Annotated in this window: 16 protein-coding genes; all 16 read right to left on the bottom strand. The window is 42.8% G+C overall.

What is annotated here, in order from left to right; genetic code table 11:
• Positions 1-2 precede the first annotated feature (2 nt).
• Positions 3-386, bottom strand: coding sequence for a chemotaxis response regulator CheY (cheY, locus tag NH153_RS18275; protein WP_016708035.1), 384 nt, complete (start codon positions 384-386; stop codon positions 3-5).
• Between the two features lie 40 nt (positions 387-426).
• The gene (locus NH153_RS18270; RefSeq protein WP_054562345.1) at positions 427-1,137 is read right to left on the bottom strand and encodes an RNA polymerase sigma factor FliA; all 711 of its coding nucleotides are present in this window, start codon (positions 1,135-1,137) and stop codon (positions 427-429) included.
• A 26-nt stretch (positions 1,138-1,163) separates the two neighbouring features.
• Positions 1,164-2,024: a MinD/ParA family ATP-binding protein gene (locus NH153_RS18265; RefSeq protein WP_036970099.1), complete on the bottom strand. Its 861-nt coding sequence runs from the start codon at positions 2,022-2,024 to the stop codon at positions 1,164-1,166.
• Positions 2,017-3,498 carry a flagellar biosynthesis GTPase FlhF gene (flhF, locus tag NH153_RS18260; RefSeq protein WP_063706614.1) on the bottom strand — a complete coding sequence of 494 codons (1,482 nt, stop codon included), beginning with the start codon at positions 3,496-3,498 and terminating at the stop codon, positions 2,017-2,019. The genes NH153_RS18265 and flhF overlap by 8 nt, the downstream gene beginning before the upstream one ends.
• A 19-nt stretch (positions 3,499-3,517) precedes the next feature.
• A complete protein-coding gene (gene flhA, locus NH153_RS18255) occupies positions 3,518-5,629 on the bottom strand; it encodes a flagellar biosynthesis protein FlhA (RefSeq protein WP_063706611.1) in 2,112 nt (703 codons plus the stop codon).
• A gap of 71 nt (positions 5,630-5,700) precedes the next feature.
• Complete coding sequence (gene flhB, locus NH153_RS18250; RefSeq protein ID WP_063706609.1) at positions 5,701-6,831, bottom strand: flagellar biosynthesis protein FlhB; 1,131 nt, start codon at positions 6,829-6,831, stop codon at positions 5,701-5,703.
• Positions 6,832-6,840: 9 nt separating this feature from the next.
• Entirely contained in the window at positions 6,841-7,620 is a 780-nt protein-coding gene (fliR, locus tag NH153_RS18245; protein ID WP_063706607.1) for a flagellar biosynthetic protein FliR, read from the bottom strand.
• The gene (gene fliQ / locus NH153_RS18240) at positions 7,621-7,890 is read right to left on the bottom strand and encodes a flagellar biosynthesis protein FliQ (RefSeq protein ID WP_063706606.1); all 270 of its coding nucleotides are present in this window, start codon (positions 7,888-7,890) and stop codon (positions 7,621-7,623) included.
• Positions 7,891-7,930: 40 nt separating this feature from the next.
• A complete protein-coding gene (gene fliP / locus NH153_RS18235; protein ID WP_063706604.1) occupies positions 7,931-8,671 on the bottom strand; it encodes a flagellar type III secretion system pore protein FliP in 741 nt (246 codons plus the stop codon).
• A gap of 4 nt (positions 8,672-8,675) precedes the next feature.
• Positions 8,676-9,059 carry a flagellar biosynthetic protein FliO gene (gene fliO, locus NH153_RS18230; protein WP_063706602.1) on the bottom strand — a complete coding sequence of 128 codons (384 nt, stop codon included), beginning with the start codon at positions 9,057-9,059 and terminating at the stop codon, positions 8,676-8,678.
• Positions 9,056-9,457, bottom strand: a complete 402-nt coding sequence (gene fliN / locus NH153_RS18225) for a flagellar motor switch protein FliN (protein ID WP_063706600.1) — start codon at positions 9,455-9,457, stop codon at positions 9,056-9,058. The genes fliO and fliN overlap by 4 nt, the downstream gene beginning before the upstream one ends.
• 22 nt (positions 9,458-9,479) lie before the next feature.
• Complete coding sequence (gene fliM / locus NH153_RS18220; protein ID WP_063706598.1) at positions 9,480-10,571, bottom strand: flagellar motor switch protein FliM; 1,092 nt, start codon at positions 10,569-10,571, stop codon at positions 9,480-9,482.
• A gap of 9 nt (positions 10,572-10,580) precedes the next feature.
• Positions 10,581-11,102 (bottom strand): flagellar basal body-associated protein FliL, encoded by a 522-nt coding sequence (fliL, locus tag NH153_RS18215; protein WP_063706596.1) that lies wholly within the window; start codon positions 11,100-11,102, stop codon positions 10,581-10,583.
• A 72-nt stretch (positions 11,103-11,174) separates the two neighbouring features.
• The gene (locus NH153_RS21985; protein WP_063706594.1) at positions 11,175-13,604 is read right to left on the bottom strand and encodes a flagellar hook-length control protein FliK; all 2,430 of its coding nucleotides are present in this window, start codon (positions 13,602-13,604) and stop codon (positions 11,175-11,177) included.
• A 112-nt stretch (positions 13,605-13,716) separates the two neighbouring features.
• Positions 13,717-14,172 carry a flagellar export protein FliJ gene (fliJ, locus tag NH153_RS18205; RefSeq protein WP_063706592.1) on the bottom strand — a complete coding sequence of 152 codons (456 nt, stop codon included), beginning with the start codon at positions 14,170-14,172 and terminating at the stop codon, positions 13,717-13,719.
• The gene (fliI, locus tag NH153_RS18200; protein WP_063706590.1) at positions 14,172-15,506 is read right to left on the bottom strand and encodes a flagellar protein export ATPase FliI; all 1,335 of its coding nucleotides are present in this window, start codon (positions 15,504-15,506) and stop codon (positions 14,172-14,174) included. The genes fliJ and fliI overlap by 1 nt, the downstream gene beginning before the upstream one ends.
• Between the last annotated feature and the right edge of the window lie 13 nt (positions 15,507-15,519).

Genomic DNA, 15,519 nt, shown 5'->3' with positions numbered 1-15,519 from the left:
GATTAACCTAAACGTTCGAACACTTTTTCCAATTTGGTTTTAAGTGTCGCAGCAGTGAATGGTTTAACGATATAGCCATTAACACCTGCTTGAGCAGCAGCAACAATTTGTTCTTTTTTCGCTTCAGCTGTCACCATTAATACAGGAATATGCTTAAGGCTATCATCAGCACGAATTGCGCGTAACAAATCAATACCTTGCATACCAGGCATGTTCCAATCTGTTACAACAAAATCAAATTCTTGATTTTGTAGCATTGGTAATGCTGTTGAACCGTCGTCAGCTTCCTGCACATTGGTAAAACCTAAATCCCTTAATAGATTTTTAATGATACGTCTCATTGTAGAAAAATCATCAACAACAAGAATTTTCATGTTTTTATCCAAAACATCCTCCGGTGAGGTTTGAACCTTTATTTACTTACTACTAATTAATCCAGTCATTGATTTTTGCTTTGAGCTTAATCATCGCCTGACCATGTATTTGACTCACACGCGACTCGCTAACATCGAGTATGTGTCCTATTTCTTTTAAGTTCATTTCGTCGTTGTAGTACAAAGACAAAACAAGAGCATCTCTTTCTGGTAACGATTGGATTGCCGTTAATAGAGACTGGTTAAACCGCTCATTTTTAACGTTATTAAACGGTTTGTCTAGTCCTAAATCCTGACCTACTGGTGTGATGACGTCTTCATCTACGCCTAAGTCTTCTATACCTAATACTTTACTCGAATTTACATCATGTAGAATATGATGGTACTCATCCAGTGTAATATCAAGTTTTTCAGCTACTTCAGTGTCTTTTGGTTCACGATTTAGCGTACTTTCTAATTCAGATATGGTTTCAGCCACAAGGCGGGCATTGCGGTGAACTGAGCGAGGAGCCCAATCACCTCTACGAATTTCGTCTAACATCGCACCACGAATACGAATACCTGCGAAAGTTTCGAAGCTTGCACCTTTGCTTGCATCAAAGTTTTTTGACGCTTCAATCAGGCCAATCATACCTGATTGAATTAAATCATCGAGTTGTACACTGGCAGGTAAACGAGCAATTAGATGGCACGCCACTTTTTTAACTAAAGAGGCATGTTTTTCAACAATCGCATTCAGATTCTGTGCTGATTGATATCCCATCGCTTTATTCACCGATGTTGTCATAGTTAGCCGTTTACTAGTTTTTCAATAAAAAATTCTAAATGGCCAGACGGTTGATTAGGGATCGGCCACTTAACTGCTTTTGTTGCTAATGTTTTAAACGCCACCGCTGCCGGTGAGTTCGGGAATAATTCAACAATCACTTTTTGACGACGCGTTGATTTACGCATGTTCTCGTCATAAGGAATGGTTGCTACTAACTCCATTGAAACATCTAAAAAACGATCCGTTACTTTTGAAAGTTTAGCAAATAATTCTTGCCCTTCACGCATACTGCGCACCATATTGGCAACGATTTTAAATTTGTATACGCCATGCTCACGGCTCAGGACTTTAATAAGTGCGTAAGCATCGGTAATTGAGGTAGGTTCATCACATACAACCACAACAACATCTTGGGCTGCACGAGAAAAGCTTAATACCATGTCAGAAATACCCGCGGCGGTATCGACAATTAAAATATCAAACTCGGTGTTTAACTCGCTAAAAGCGCGAATAAGGCCTGCATGCTCTGAAGGTGTTAATTCCACCATGCTTTGTGAGCCAGACGTTGCTGGTACAATTTTGATGCCTGCAGGGCCTTCAACAAGAATTTCATCAAGCTCACACTCGCCTGATAAAACATGAGATAAGTTACGTTCAACACGAAGGCCAAGCATTACGTCACAGTTTGCCAGACCTAAATCGGCATCTAATACTAATACACGATTACCTAGCTGACCTAATGCGATTGCGGTATTGAGTGAAACGTTGGTTTTACCCACACCACCTTTACCGCCAGTAACAGCGATAACTTTAACGCCACTATTATTATTTTGATTCATTTTGCGCAGGCCGCTTGCTTGATCTAATACTGTGTTAATCATACATCCCTACTGTGTTCGACGCTACTGCTTGACGTCTTGAATGTTGTGCTTTTGCTCGTTTTAAATACAATTGTTCAGCTTTTTTCACTAGTTTTTCAGCATTCGCTACGCGAATATCCTCAGGAACGCGCTGACCGTTAGTAAGATACCCTATTGGCAGACGATTTTGAATCGCTATGCTAATAATCTCACCTAAACTTAAAGATTCATCCAATTTAGTGAAGATACAGCCACTTAGGTGAACCTTTTTAAAGTGTCTTACGGTTTCTTGCAAGACATTAATCTGTGCTGTTGCACTTAATACTAAATAACTACGAATATCAACACGCTGATTACGCATTAGGGTGTTTAATTGCTCAGTTAAACGTAAGTCGCGTTGGCTCATACCCGCTGTGTCTATTAATACTAGACGCTTATTACGTAAATGGTATAACACTTCTGCTAATTCATTCGCATCTTTTACTTGCTTTACGCCACAACCAATAATACGACCATAAGTCGCCAATTGTTCGTAGGCACCAATTCTGTAAGTATCAGTAGTGATCAACGCCACTTTATCGGCGCCATATTTTTGCGCACCTAATGCAGCTAGTTTTGCAACTGTGGTAGTTTTACCAACGCCTGTTGGACCCACTAACGCAAATACACCGCCTTGACGCAATATTTCGTTATTCGTTGTATGCATTTGGTTTTCAACCATTTGCAGTAATGCTTGCCATGCTTGTTGGCGAGATACATCGTCAGGAATGAAACACGCCATTTGCTCTGCTACATTACGCTCAATGCCCATACCTGCTAAACGGTCAATCATACACGCACGAGTCGGATCGCGACGAGCCATGTCTTGTTGCATTAAGCCAGAAACTTGGTGTTCAAGTAATTGACGGATCGCGTTCATTTCTTCGCGCATGGTCGTCATTTCTGATTGATTAGCTGGCGCAGCGCTTTTGTGCTCTGCAGGTGAATCTAAATCATCAAAACCAGAATCTAAGTCGTCATCAAAACCTAAGCTATGTGCTTGAGTTTGCACACGAGGCGCTGCTTGTTGTTGAAAACGAGGAGCGTGTGCATACTCAGGTTGTTGTTGCTGATAGCTAGGTGCTTTAGGCTGATAGTGCTCACTGGTATCGATACCAGATTGGCTAAACATTGATGCAAGCTCTGGCGAACGAGGGCGTGGGGCTTGACGCTCAAGTAACGCTTGTAGGCTATCAGCAACTTTCGCTTGCGGCTCAGGTTTAGCACGCATAGGCTCAGGTTTAACAAAGTTATGCTGTGGAGCAGGTGCTGATTGTGCCACTACTGGTTTAGCTTCGGCTTTCGGGGCTGCTTTGTCATAGTCTACTGCTGCAACGATTTCAACGCCGTTAGCAAGCTTTTTGTTCGACATAATAACCGCATCAACACCTAGTTCATCTTTCACTTCTTTCAGTGCAGTGCGCATATCTTTAGCAAAAAAACGTTTAATTTTCATGGTTCACCCCTTTACTATCCTATTGTTGGCCTACTGAGCTGACAATCTTAATCTGTCTTTCGTCTGGTACCTCTTGGTAAGACATCACCCTTAAACCTGGGATGGTGTACTTAACGAAGCGAGATAACACAGTACGTAACATTCCTGACGTTAACAGTATCGAAGGTTCACCGGCCATTTCTTGGTTTTGATGCGCTTCATTCAATGATTGTTGAAGTCGCTCTGCAAGGCCTGGCTCTATTCCGGCACCTTCGTCACCTGCATTCTGAAGTGACTGATGCAACATCTGTTCCAACTCAGGCGCCAAGGTTATGACAGGGATCTCAGAAGACATACCAACAGCGTCTTGAACGATAAGTCTGCGCAGTGAAATTCGCACTGCAGCCGTTAGTACATCAGGGTCTTGGCTACGCGGGCCATACTCAACAAGGGTTTGAACAATTGAACGCATATCGCGAATTGCTACCCCTTCATTGAGTAAGTTTTGTAGCACTTTAACAACAGTAGTAAGTGGTAATACGTCAGGAACCAGACCTTCAACAAGTCGAGGATGGCTCTTCGCTAACATATCTAATAAGTTTTGAACTTCTTCATGACCCAGTAGTAAAGCTGCGCTATTAGTGAGTAACTGACTAATATGAGTTGCAACCACAGTCGCGGAATCAACCACAGTATAGCCAAGTGACTGTGCTTCATCTTTTTGATCAGGTTTGATCCATACTGCATCTAGACCAAATGCAGGATCTTTTGTTGCAACCCCTTTGATTGGACCAAATACTTGGCCTGGGTTGATTGCTAACTCATCACCATGTTTCAACTCACCCTCACCGCTTGAAACACCCATCATAGTGATTCTGTAAGCATTCGGATCAAGTTCTAAGTTATCGCGAATGTGCACAGGAGGTACCAAGAAGCCAAGCTCCTGAGACAGTTTCTTACGCACACCTTTGATACGATTTAACAGTTCCCCACCTTGAGATTGGTCAACAAGTGGAATTAAGCGATAACCCACTTCTAAACCAATAACATCAACTTGCTGTACGTCATCCCAGCCAAGTTCTTTTTGCTCTTGTTTATTAGCAACACCTGTACCTGGCGCACCACCATTTGCTTCTTGCTCTGCTTTTTCGGCTTCAGCTTTGGCTTTTTGTTGTTGGGTGAAATAAGCAAGGTAACCTAGTAATGCACCTAAACTTAAAAATGCGATATGCGGCATACCTGGTACTAGACCCATGATGATCAAAATACCTGATGCGATATAAAGAGACTTTTCGTTACCTAACTGGTTCTTAACTTGATCGCCCATATTGTGCGATTCATTTTGACGGGTAACAACGATTGCAGTACCGATTGACAGTAACAGTGAAGGTAGCTGTGCAACAAGACCATCACCAATGGTCAGTAAGGTATACACTTCCATTGCACGACTGAACGATAAATCATGTTGGATCATACCAACAAATAAACCACCAACGATGTTAATCACTAGAATAACGATACCCGCTATTGCATCGCCTTTTACGAACTTACTCGCACCATCCATTGAACCATAGAAATCGGCTTCGCGGGTTACTTCTTCACGGCGTTCACGGGCTTGCTCTGCACTGATAAAACCAGCGTTTAAGTCAGCGTCAATCGCCATTTGTTTACCTGGCATTGCATCAAGAGTAAAGCGAGCTGATACTTCTGAAATACGGCCAGCACCTTTGGTGATAACCACAAAGTTAATAATGATTAAAATCAGGAAGACCACTAAACCAACAGCATAGTTACCGCCGATAACAACCGAGCCAAAGGCCTCGATAACTTTACCGGCTGCATCCCCACCATTATGACCTTCGAGTAATACTACACGGGTACTGGCGACATTCAGCGCTAAGCGCATGATAGTTGCAATTAGTAGTACCGCGGGGAACATACCAAATTCAAGGGGTTTCATGGTGTAAACCGTGACCAGCAACACCACCAGCGCTAACGCGATATTAAACGAAAAAAGAATATCTAAAAGAAATGGTGGCAGGGGTAAAATCACCATGCCCAGCGCAGCAAGTACCATTAATGGCGTGCCGATACCCTTCGCATATTCTTTTTTATCTCTGTTAAGTTGTTGTAATACCGCTTTAAATTCCATAATTCAACAATTTCAAAAAATTGACACTACACGGAATTTGCAATAACTATTCCAAGTTACATTGCTACTTATTAATATTTATAAGCATCGGGTATTGGGAGCTTTTTATTGAGTGGTACAGGGCGTTTTCCACGTCCTTTTTGGAAGCGTTTTAACTGGAAGACATAAGCCAGAACTTGCGCAACAGCAGTGAATAGCTGATCGGGTATTTGATGGCCGACATCGGTGGTGTGATACAGGGCACGTGTAAGCATTGGCGATTCAACAATGGGGACATCATTCCCCTTACCTACTTTACGAATTTGCATGGCAAGCTCATCGACCCCTTTGGCAATCACAATTGGTGCGCCAGCCTTGGCTGTGTCGTACTTAAGCGCGACTGAGTAGTGCGTCGGGTTGGTTACGATAACATCAGCATCGGGTACATCTTGCATCATCCGTCTTTGCGACATTTCACGCTGTGTACGACGGATACGGGCTTTTATTTGCGGATCACCCTCAGAGTTTTTATATTCGTCTTTCACCTCTTGTAGGGTCATTTTAAGCTGTTTGTGGTGCTTATGGCTTTGATAAGGGGCATCAATCGCAGCAATGAGTATCAAAGTACAAGTCAAACCTAAGAACATCCAAGATAGGATTTCGAGAGCATGAATAAAATTACCCGGCGCGCTTTCAATACTTAAATGCAGAATTTCATCGAAAAAGGTATTAATTAAGAACACCGCAAAACCGGCAACCACAACAAATTTTAAAATTGACTTAACCAGCTCTACCCCTGCTTGCGGGCCGAGCATACGTTTAATGCCTTTTGCAGGCGACATTTTACTTGCTTTTGGTGCTGCCGCTTGCCAACTGAAGTTATAGCCTCCTAAGAGCGTATTACCAATAAATGCAGCTATTACGATGATCAATACGAACATAGCCATGGGGAATAATAACGCATCTGCGACTATGCCCCACACTGAAAACATCTTAGTGGTATCGTAGGTTTCATTGCGATTAAGGCTTAATAAACGCCCCATCACATTATACAGACCTTTGCCAATTTCAGGGCCATACAGCAATAGCGAGACTGCCGAGAAGATAAGTACGAACATGGTGCCTAGCTCTTTCGAGCGAGCAACCTGACCCTTTTTCTTGGCGTCGTCTATTTTTTTCCCGGTGGGTTCTTCGGTTTTTTCTTGACCTGAATCTTCAGCCATGGCGTGCTCCTAAGGTGTACAACCAACAAGGCTGCACATTAACTCAACCATTTTTAACCACTGAAACTCAAATTGAGTCATGAAGTTACCTAGCGTTGCCCAAATAATCACGAGCCCTGCCACTAAGGTAAACGGAAAACCAATCGAAAAAATATTTAACTGCGGTGCTGCACGGGTCATTACACCAAACGACATGTTAATCACCAGCATGGCTGTCAGTGGTGCTAAAGCAAGTACCAAAGCGGTAGTGAACATCCAGCCACCCCACGTAACGATATCCCAGTAGTGATCAACTGACCACCAATTACCATCGATTGGTAAGACTTCAAAACTATGAATGACCATTTGGATCATCATTAAATGACCATTAAAAACAAAAAACAGTAAGGTCGCCAGAATCAAATAAAACTGACCAACTGCTGGCACGTTTAAGCCATTTGATGGGTCAACAACAGACGCAAAACCAAGACCGGTTTGCATCGCAAGTATTTGTCCAGCAAGAACAAAGGTATTAAGGAGTAAGGTTGATGCGAACCCGATTGCCACACCAATCAGCATTTGCTGAATTACCACAAGAACCATTTCAAACGAGAACAGATTATTAAAAGTTGCTTGCGGCAGCATAGGCACAGCGACAAAGGTGACCACCACAGCTAAACCTAGCTTAATACGGGTTGGTACATTCCTGGCGCCAAGCCCTGCCATGATCATAATCATGGAACTAATACGCACCAAAGGCAGCAAAAAGTCGCTGAGCCATTGAATGATGACAGCAAACGGAAATTCCATTTAGCCTGCAATCTCCGGTATCGACATCACTAATCGAATAAAATAATCCATGAGTTCTTGGGTAAACCAGTGACCGCCAACAATAAGCGCACTGATAGTGATTAGTAAGCGTGGTAAAAAGCTTAATGTTTGCTCATTGATTGAGGTTGCCGCTTGGAAAACAGCAACAACAAGACCAACTAACAAGCCTGGCACCACAATAGCCGATACTAATTTAATGACTAAAAACAAAGCATCACTTAGTATATCGACAAAAATTTCTGGTTCCATTTTGTGCCTCCGACCTAATTAAGTGCCTTGAATTGCATCGCTATACCCCAAGCCCAAAACTCTTCGCAAGCGTGCCCATTACTAGGCTCCAACCATCCACTAACACAAATAGCATGATCTTAAAGGGTAACGACACAATCATTGGTGAAAGCATCATCATACCCATTGCCATTAATACCGAAGCGACGACTAAATCCACAATCAAAAATGGGATAAAAAACATAAAGCCAATGATAAAGGCTGTTTGCAGTTCGCTGGTAACAAACGCAGGGATCAACACAATAAGCGGCGTGTCTTCTGGCGAATCGAGTTTGTCGTAACCGGCTATTTTCGCGAAGGTTTCTAAATCTTTAACCCTAACTTGCGAAAGCATAAACGCCTTCATTGGCTCTTTGGCAAGCTCTAACGCTTGCACGGAGGTAACCTGTTCATTTAAGTAAGGCTCTATAGCACGCTCATTCACCTGTTGATAAATTGGCGCCATAATAAAGATACTTAAAAACAGTGACATACCTAACAATATTTGATTCGATGGAGTTTGTTGCAGACCGATTGCTTGACGCAAAATAGCCAATACCACAATGATCCGAGTGAATGATGTCATCATAATGACCGCAGCTGGGATAAAACTCAGCGCTGTCATTATCGCTAACACTTGTAGCGTCACAGAGTAATCTTGAGAACCATCAGGGTTGGTGGTAATGGTCAGTGCTTCTATACCCTCAGCATTAACTGATGGCAGAAATAACACACTTGCTAAAATAAGTATCCACTTGATCATAGCGTTAATTCTTTTTATTTGAAGGTGATTGTGGGTTCAGTAACTTACCAAATTTTTTAGCAAGCTCTGGCAATTCTTTTTCTTGTAATGGTGTTTCTAGCTTGTGCAGGTAATTAATACTGTGCGGGGTCACACCAATTAAGTGCTGAGCGTTATCAATTTCAATGACCATTAAGCGTTCACGAGAGCCCAAAGGCAAACTACGCACAACTTTAAACTCATCACTATTGGCAAGATTTGGGTTTAATTTTTTTACCAAAAAAGCCAATGCAACAATAACGACCAACACTAAAAGCAAAGACATCACCATAGACAGTAAATCTGCCGTCGGTGATGCCGTTGGAAATGCAGTGCTCGACGCACTCGCTAAAGCGATTAACACATTCATCGTAACTTTTTAATACGTTCAACTTGGCTAATAACGTCAGTTAAACGAATACCAAACTTATCGTTTACCACAACGACTTCACCGTGAGCGATAAGCGTCCCATTAACCAACACATCAAGAGGCTCACCAGCAACACGGTCTAGTTCAACCACTGAACCTTGGTTTAGCTGTAGTAAATTACGAATATTGATTTTTGAACGACCCACTTCCATCGAAATAGTGACGGGAATGTCTAAGATGGTATCGAGTTTGCGTTTTTCATCGCCAGAGAGCTCATGTCTCTCATCTTTTAATTCATCAAGCTCTGCCACAGCAGCATCGCTTGAGGCATTTTCGGCTTCCTCAGCTTCGGCTAAGGCCGCTGCCCATTCGTCCATTGTATCTTGATCATCACTCATTATGTTTAACCTTATAAATCGACTACCAGTCTAAATCTACACCTTCAGATAAATGTAGATCTTCTTCTAGTTCTGCTAATTCTGCATCTGAATCCAGTTTTTTGCCACCTTTTGTGAACACATGTAGTTCTGACTTAACTGATTCAGGGCGTTTAATTTTTTCGCTAATTTGGAGTGCCACATTGTCACGAGAACGACCCATTTTCGCTCTAAAGGTCGGCAGCTCTTCAATAAATACGGTGATATGTTCTGGCATTTCAACAGGGATAATATCGCCAGCTTTAAGCTCCATGATTTGTTGCAGCGTTAAATCAACTTCAAGTAATTGCGTTGATAAATCCACTTCAACATCCATGATTTCATCACGCAGTGCCTTACTCCAACGCAAGTCGGTATCTTCAGTGTCTGATTGCACACCAGCATCAAGTAATTCACGGATTGGCTCAAGCATTGAGTAAGGTAATGCGATATGGAAATCACCACCCCCACCGTCAAGCTCAATATGGAAAGAGCTAATAACAACGACTTCGGTCGGACTTACGATGTTAGCCATTGCAGGGTTTACTTCTGAGTCAAGGTACTCAAAAGACACGTCCATAACTGGTGCCCATGCTTCTTTATAATCTTCAAAGATGATTTTAAGCAGCATTTGTACGATACGGCGCTCTGTTGGGGTAAATTCACGGCCTTCAATTTTTGCATGATAACGGCCATCACCACCAAAGAAGTTATCCACCAAAATGAATACTAAACGCGCTTCCATGGTAATTAAGCCAGTCCCTTTTAACGGACGAAAACGGACCATGTTTAAGCTGGTTGGCACGAATAAGGTATGGATGTATTCGCCAAACTTAATCATCTGCACGCCGTTAATTGACACCTCAGCGGTGCGGCGCATCATATTAAATAGGCTAATTCGCATATGACGGGCAAAACGTTCATTCACGATTTCCAAGGTCGGCATACGACCACGGACAATACGATCTTGTGATGAGAAGTCATACTGTAGAGTATTACTGTCTAAATCATCACCGTCGTGAATATCTTCCTCTTCGACTTCATCAACGCCGTGTAAGAGCGCATCAATTTCGTCTTGAGATAATAAATCGCTCACGCTGACCCCTTATTGCATCACAAAGCCGGTAAATAATACCCGCTCAATCACTTTGCTGCCTTCAACATCATTTAATGCTGATTGCACTTTTTCAAGTGCTGCTACACGCACTGATTCTTTACCTTCGCTGGTACCTAATTCATCAGCTGTCGTGGTAGAAAGTACGCTTAACAATGTACTTTCGATAAGTGGAATATGCTTTTTCGCAGTTTCTTCATTTACTTCACCACGCACTAGCAACTGTACTTTTATCTGCACGATTCGGTCGCGGCTAGCGCCTGGCACGTTAAAAACAAATGGACGTGGCATGGCTACATAAAGGGCTGAGCCAACTTGTGCCGAACTTGATGGTGCAGCAACCTCAGCAGCGGTTGTTTCATCTGCCAAACTCTCTTCCGGAGCATCACCACCCATAAACAAAAAGTAACCTGCTGCTGCACCAACAATCAACACTACAGCAGCAATGATGATAATCAGCTTCTTTTTGCCTTTACCTGTATCTTCTATTTCTAAATTTGCTTCTTCGGCCATTGTCAATTCCTTCAGCGTTACAGCTATTAGCTCATCATGCTGTAACTATTTTATTTCTTATAATAGCAGGACTTATGCATAGTAATCTATTGATGATGACGATTGTTGTCGAGAAGTTTCTGAGCTTTGCGCTGATACTTCTGGTTGTTGCTCATCTGTTTGTTGATTTCCAGCGAACTGCCCCTGCCCTGACTGCCCATCTTGTTGCTCAGGGCTACCTTGCTGAATACTGCTCTCACCCAGCTCAATCCCTTGTTGTGCTAACATTTCTCTTAAACGTGGCATTGACTGCTCTAATGCCTCTTTAGCCTGCTGATTTTGCACTACAAAATTAATTTGAGCTTGCTCAGCATCACTACGTATACGAATTTGCATACTGCCCATTTCTGGCGGGTCTAAGCGAATTTCAGCTTCTTTATTATTAATATTTAATAATGCACTCACGCGCTCTTGAAGCATCTTCGCTGCATCACTTTTTATGATGTTTATCGCTTGCATTACACCAGGGTCAACGCTCACTGATTTAGATTGAGCCTGCGTTTGTGTTGTTTGCGTATGCATTGTTTGTACATCAAGCGCTTGCTCATATTGCTGATGCGCCACTTCATAAGCACCAGTTTGAGTCGCCGTATTCAATGGCGCCGTTAATTGATTAAATAATTGCGCCACACGGGGCGTCACTGCCTCTTGGGTGCGTTCGCTATTGAGCTTAACCTCTTGCTCTGCGGTGACGTCTTCACCAGCAATCGCTTCACTCACCTGCGCTGCAACTTGCGCTGTGTTATTTTGTTTCGCTTTATTATTTTCAGCATTGACCGTTACTGCACTTACTGGCATCGCTGTACTGGCTGTTGCAGGGGTATTAATTGCCTCTGTAAGCACCGTTTGTGCCGCAGATAATTTTTCGTACTGAGCTGTGCCCGGCGTTAGCGTTTGAAGCTGAGCATTCACTTTGTTTAACAGTGCTTGCTGTTCATCTTTACTAAGAGCAGTAAGCTGCTTTTCTACGCTTGCAGGCAGTTTGCTATCAAGGGCTTTATTATCTGCGAGTTTAACGTCTTGCTGCGTCTGACTGTCATCAGCAATTTCTGGCTCTACAGCTTGTTGTGATACAACACTCTGTGTAGTTTGTGTTGTAGGCTTACTACTCATCACATCAGTCAATAGCGACTTGATTGTTGCCACCTCATCAGCACCAAGCTTGTTATCAGCTTTTAGTTGATTTATTTGTTGCTCAAGTTGCTTTTGTTGTTCAGACGTTAAAGATAACCCCTTAGCGAACTCACTTACCGTTTGTCCATCACCACTTTGCACTTTTGCAAATAGGCTAACGATTGACTTATCTGTTACTGGTTTTTCTGTAAATGCTAGTTCTAACTTGATTGCTGCGTCAGTTGGTTTGTCTGATGTTCTCGCTGCGCTTGCTGCATCGCTTTTTTGAACTACCAACTCATCAGTAGCTAGATTTACCGCTGACTTATCACCGTTGTTTTGTGCTTGCTTTGCCGTCACATCAGCCGTTTTCACATCACTTTGAGTGCCATTATCTGTATCGCTAAGTAGTTTGTTTAAAGCAACTTTGCTTGTCTCATTTGTATCAGGCACTTTTTCTTCAGATGATTTTAATGTGTCTACATTCGCTGATTGTTTTTTGGCGCTATTTAAAAGAGCGTCTACATCAACTGCTGTTTCTTTACTGTCAATTACTTGTGCTGCACTGGCAATGTTAGCCACCTGAGGTTTTGTATCAGGCGTATTAACAGCAGACACACCCTGCTTTTCTTTATCGGTTAATGGGCTATCAACAATGGGGGTCACGCTATCTTTTGGCGGTAAATCACCCATCGCTTTTAGTTGGCTATCAACCGCTGTCGCAACTTTTGACTTGTGTAATAAGCTTGATACAGAATTGTCATCTTGTGCTACGATTTTTGAATCATCGGTCTTTGCAACCTCTGTCATCGGTGACGGTATAACCGGTGTAATAGTATCGATTGGGGTTGGCTTTTTATCAACAACCACCGGACTAAACTCATTATTTCCAATCAGTTTATTAACTTTCGTACTCATTGCTTGAGCTGCATTTATTTGTGAAAGTAATGAATTTTCTTCGTCTTCGACAAGGGCGAGTTCATCGCCTTGCTCTTTAGTTACAGCTTCATTACGAATATCTGGACTTGTTTTAGATTGCTGCTCTGTAGACGTGGTAGCAGTTGCAACTTTAGCATCACTAGTTGTGTTCTCATCACCTAATTTGGCATCTGATTTAGGCTCTTCAGAAAGACTAATAGCTTTAGTTTCATCAACAGAGTCAGTGTCGGTGTCGGTATCACTTTTTGGTTGAGATTTGGTACTTGCATGCGCGTTTGCCGCTTCACTTGCTTCTGTGAGTGAAGTTAAAAAGCTTAATCCCGATGCTTTTTCGTTAGACTCTATGTCTTTGCCTGAAAAACCAGTACCTTGCTCAGTTTTAACCTGCAAATTGATATCACTGATCGCCATAATTCACCTAACCTAGTAACCTAAAGAAATGAGGCAATTTGCCGCCGCAAGTGCCAAAATTAATGCTTCTGATTAAGTAAATGCAATTAACATGCCTAAAAAGGTTAGAATTTTAGAGAAGTGCGTTTTTAAGCTGACGCTGATAAAACTGATTTGAAGCAAATTCGTCTAACATTTTTTGCTCTGCTTTCGCCACCAGCATCGCTTGCTTTTCAGCTTGCTTTTCAATCAACTTCGCCACTGCTTTTGCTTTAACTTGCTGTTTTAACCACAAGGCTTTTCGCTGAGTGACTACTTGTTTTGCAGTATTCACAGTACTTGCTTGCTGGCGTATGGCTTCTTCAATTTTCGCGATAAACGCATGATATTGACTAAACCCGGCACTAGACAAACCAGAACGCCCTTTCAAATGTAACTGCTGAGAATACTCCATGCGAAAGTTATTCAACCCTTGCAGTTTTTGTTGATTACTTTGTAAGTGCTGCTGCGCTTTTAAGTAATCCATACGTAATGATTCTTCTTTATCGCTCTCAAGTTTTAACAATAAATCAAGTTTACTTTTAGCCATTAGCCTTGTCCTAATAACTGCGCAAGACCTTGCAGACCATCATCATAACTAATAACGTCTTTCATGCCTTGCTGAAGGAATTGATTGACTCGCGGCATCATATTGATTGCTTGGTCGAGCATAGGGTCGGTGCCTTTTTGATAGGCCCCTAACGTGATCATGTCTTTGTTCTGTTGATACATTGAATACACTTGCTTAAGCACTCGGGCTTGTTGCATATGCGCTTCTGAAACAACCTGTGGCATAACACGAGAAATCGATTTTTCGATATCAATGGCTGGATAATGACCACTGTCGGCTAAATCTCGAGATAAAACAATGTGACCATCTAAAATAGCGCGGGCCGAGTCAGCGATTGGGTCTTGCATATCATCGCCCTCACTAAGTACAGTGAAGAACGCTGTAATGGCACCTTGCCCTTCACCACCATTACCAGCACGCTCCACCAGCGCAGGCAATTTAGCAAATACTGAAGGCGGGTAACCTTTGGTTGCCGGAGGCTCGCCAACCGCTAAGGCGATTTCACGTTGTGCCATGGCATAACGGGTAACAGAGTCAAGTAATAACAACACGTTAAGGCCTTGATCGCGGAAGTATTCCGCAATCGTCACTGCACTTTCACAGCCTTTTAAACGCATTAATGGCGAAGCATCGGCAGGAGCTGCAACCACCACTGAGCGCTTACGACCTTCAACGCCAAGGATTTCTTCAATGAATTCTTTTACCTCACGGCCACGCTCACCCACAAGCCCTACCACGATCACATCCGCTTCAGATCCGCGGGTCATCATCCCCAGTAACACTGACTTACCGACACCAGAGCCTGCAAACAGACCCATACGCTGGCCTTGACCTACGGTAATAACAGAATTGATGGCTCGTACACCCACGTCCATAGGCTGACTAATTGGACGTCTTGCCAGCGGGTTAATTGGGTTTTGCGCAAACTTTAGGTAATGCTCAGCATTAATAGCACCTAAGCCATCAAGTGGGCGACCAAGACCATCCACCACTCGGCCAAGTAAGCTCATGCCAACCGGCAACCCGGTTTCGTTTACTTTTGGGATAACTCGCGCACCAGGCAGTACGCCAGAGATGTGATCATTTGGCATTAAATAAAGTGTTTGGTCGTTAAACCCCACAACTTCAGCATCAACAAAGCCGTTTATCGTCTCAATTTTACATTGACTGCCAACGGGCGCTCTAAGACCTTTTGCTTCCAGTGTTAAACCGACAACACGCGTCAGAATACCGGCAACAGCCGGTTTAGGAGCCTTGATATGTTTTTCATAGCGCTGTAAGCGTTCGCTAAGAGTCATTGATTGAGCACTCATGATGAGCCTAAAA

Source organism: Pseudoalteromonas gelatinilytica, from assembly GCF_001641615.1.
In the GTDB taxonomy this organism is placed as follows: domain Bacteria; phylum Pseudomonadota; class Gammaproteobacteria; order Enterobacterales; family Alteromonadaceae; genus Pseudoalteromonas; species Pseudoalteromonas gelatinilytica.
This window is presented reverse-complemented; position numbering and strand designations above follow the sequence as displayed.

Excerpts from the sequence above, each read along its gene's own strand:
- flhB (WP_063706609.1), bottom strand. The coding sequence starts at position 6,831 with ATGGCTGAAGATTCAGGTCAAGAAAAAACCGAAGAACCCACCGGGAAA.
- fliL (WP_063706596.1), bottom strand. The coding sequence starts at position 11,102 with ATGGCCGAAGAAGCAAATTTAGAAATAGAAGATACAGGTAAAGGCAAA.
- flhF (WP_063706614.1), bottom strand. The coding sequence starts at position 3,498 with ATGAAAATTAAACGTTTTTTTGCTAAAGATATGCGCACTGCACTGAAA.
- fliQ (WP_063706606.1), bottom strand. The coding sequence starts at position 7,890 with ATGGAACCAGAAATTTTTGTCGATATACTAAGTGATGCTTTGTTTTTA.
- NH153_RS18270 (WP_054562345.1), bottom strand. The coding sequence starts at position 1,137 with ATGGGATATCAATCAGCACAGAATCTGAATGCGATTGTTGAAAAACAT.
- fliN (WP_063706600.1), bottom strand. The coding sequence starts at position 9,457 with ATGAGTGATGATCAAGATACAATGGACGAATGGGCAGCGGCCTTAGCC.
- NH153_RS18265 (WP_036970099.1), bottom strand. The coding sequence starts at position 2,024 with ATGATTAACACAGTATTAGATCAAGCAAGCGGCCTGCGCAAAATGAAT.
- fliR (WP_063706607.1), bottom strand. The coding sequence starts at position 7,620 with ATGGAATTTCCGTTTGCTGTCATCATTCAATGGCTCAGCGACTTTTTG.
- NH153_RS21985 (WP_063706594.1), bottom strand. The coding sequence starts at position 13,604 with ATGGCGATCAGTGATATCAATTTGCAGGTTAAAACTGAGCAAGGTACT.
- flhA (WP_063706611.1), bottom strand. The coding sequence starts at position 5,629 with ATGGAATTTAAAGCGGTATTACAACAACTTAACAGAGATAAAAAAGAA.
- fliO (WP_063706602.1), bottom strand. The coding sequence starts at position 9,059 with ATGAATGTGTTAATCGCTTTAGCGAGTGCGTCGAGCACTGCATTTCCA.
- fliJ (WP_063706592.1), bottom strand. The coding sequence starts at position 14,172 with ATGGCTAAAAGTAAACTTGATTTATTGTTAAAACTTGAGAGCGATAAA.
- fliI (WP_063706590.1), bottom strand. The coding sequence starts at position 15,506 with ATGAGTGCTCAATCAATGACTCTTAGCGAACGCTTACAGCGCTATGAA.
- fliP (WP_063706604.1), bottom strand. The coding sequence starts at position 8,671 with ATGATCAAGTGGATACTTATTTTAGCAAGTGTGTTATTTCTGCCATCA.